At 69.0% G+C, this 2,313-nt stretch carries 2 protein-coding genes; both read left to right on the forward strand.

Annotated features, from left to right (window positions below):
* On the forward strand, positions 1–945 hold a 945-nt coding region (locus OOT08_RS09270), incomplete at its 5' end, for an MFS transporter (protein ID WP_325092367.1).
* Positions 946–996: 51 nt separating this feature from the next.
* Positions 997–2,313 (forward strand): ATP-dependent DNA helicase (locus OOT08_RS09275; protein WP_325092368.1); only part of this gene is annotated, 1,317 nt, incomplete at its 3' end.

Below are 2,313 nucleotides of genomic sequence, written 5' to 3' on the forward strand. Positions count from 1 at the left end.
GCGGCGGGCAACATCTTCTTCGAGTTCGCGAGCGTGAACTACAACGCGATGCTCACCCAGGTGTCGACCCCGGCAACCATCGGCCGCGTCTCCGGCTTCGGCTGGGGCATGGGGTACCTGGGCGGCATCGTGCTCCTCGGCATCATCCTCGTCGGCTTCGTCTTCCCCGAGGTCGGCTGGTTCGGCGTGACCGCGGACAACGGCCTGAACATCCGCGTCGCGATGCTCGTCGCCGCGGCCTGGTTCGGTCTCTCCGCGATCCCGGTGCTCATCGCGGTGCCCGAGGTGCCCCGCGCACCGGGCGGCGGGGCCAAGCTCGGCATCATCGGCAGCTACCGGGCCCTGTTTGGCCGGATCGCGCAGCTGGCGCGCACCGCGCCGAATACGCTGCGCTTCCTCGTGGCCAGCGCGGTGTTCCGGGACGGCCTCGCCGGGGTCTTCACCTTCGGCGGCATCATCGCGGCCCGCTCCTTCGGCTTCGACAGCACGACCGTGATCATCTTCGCGATCGCCGCGAACGTCGTCGCCGGCATCGCGACGGTCGCGCTCGGCCTCGTCGACGACCGGCTCGGCGCCCGGTTCCTCATGATCAGCTCCCTCTCGGGGATGCTCGTCGTCGCGGCGTTCCTGTTCTTCCTCGCCCCGCTCGGCACCTGGGTGTTCTGGGTGTTCGGGCTCGCGCTCTGCGTCTTCGTCGGCCCCGTGCAGTCCGCGAGCCGCAGCTACCTGGCCCGGATGATCCCGAAGGGACAGGAGAGCGAGATCTTCGGGCTCTACGCCACGACCGGCCGCGCCGTGTCCTTCCTCGCGCCCGCGGCCTTCGCCCTGTTCGTGGACCTGAGCGGGCAGACGATCACCGGGATCATCGGCATCGCGCTCGTCATCGCGGTGGGGCTCGGCCTGCTCCTCTGGGTGCGACCGCAGAGCACCGCGCGCCTTCAGTAGACTGGGCGACGGCCAAACCGGTCACACCGCACCGCAGGAAGGGGCGCCCGAGTGGCACAGATCACCCTCAGCCCCGAGCAACAGGCGGTCTTCGACCGCATCGAGCACACGCGCGAACACGTCTTCGTGACCGGGCGCGCGGGCACCGGGAAGTCGACCCTGCTGACGCACCTGTCCTGGCACACGAGCAAGCAGATCGTCGTGTGCGCCCCCACCGGGGTCGCTGCGCTCGGCGTCGGCGGGCAGACCATCCACTCGCTGTTCCGGCTCCCCACGGGCGTGATCGCCGATCACCCCATCGAGCAGAGCCAGGAACTGAAAAAGCTGCTCAACGCGATCGACACCCTCGTGATCGACGAGGTCTCGATGGTCAACGCCGACCTCATGGACGCGATCGACCGCTCGCTCCGCCAGGCGCGCGCGAAGAAGCACGACGCCTTCGGCGGGGTGCAGGTCATCATGTTCGGCGATCCGTACCAGCTCCCGCCCGTGCCCCCGCACGACCCGGACGAGCGCGCCTACTACGCCGACACCTACCGCTCACCGTGGTTCTTCGACGCCCGAGTCTGGGCCGAGGCCGACCTCGGCATCATCGAACTCACCGAGATTCACCGCCAGCGCGACGACCGCTTCAAGCAGCTCCTGAACGGGGTGCGCTACGGGGTCGTGACCGCCGAGATGGCCGGAGAGCTGAACGAGGCTGGTGCCCGACCTGCACCGACGGACGGCACGATCACGCTGGCCACGACGAACGCGATCGTGAACCGGATCAACGCGAGCCGGATCGCGGCGCTGCCGGGCGAGCTGTTGCGAGCCGTCGCCGACGTCACCGGGGAGTTCCGCAAGAACAGCTACCCCGCCGATGAAATGCTGGAGCTCAAGGTGGGCGCGCAGGTGATGTTCCTACGCAATGACCCAGAGGGCCGCTGGGTCAACGGGACGATCGGGACCGTCGCGAAGGTGGACGGCACGGTCTGGGTCGACGTTGACGGCGAGCACTTCGAGGTGGAGCCCGCCAGCTGGGAGCGGTTCAAGTACCGCTACGACGCCGAGACGAAGACGCTCTCGAAGGACGTCGTGGCCGAGTTCGAGCAGTTCCCGCTCCGCCTCGCCTGGGCGGTCACGATCCACAAGTCGCAGGGGCAGACCTATGAGCGGGCGATCATCGACCTGGGGCCCCGGGCGTTCAGCGCCGGGCAGACCTACGTCGCGCTCAGCCGGGTGACCTCGCTGGAGGGGCTGTTCCTCTCCCGGCCGCTCACGCCCGCGGACATCATCGTGGACCCGAATGTGAGCCGCTTCATGCGTGGGCGACAGCCCGCCCGTCCGATCGAGGAGGCGGGGGAAACGGGGGCTGGCTCGCGGGAT

It is taken from the genome of Leucobacter sp. M11 (assembly GCF_035726885.1).
GTDB lineage: Bacteria > Actinomycetota > Actinomycetes > Actinomycetales > Microbacteriaceae > JAPFRB01.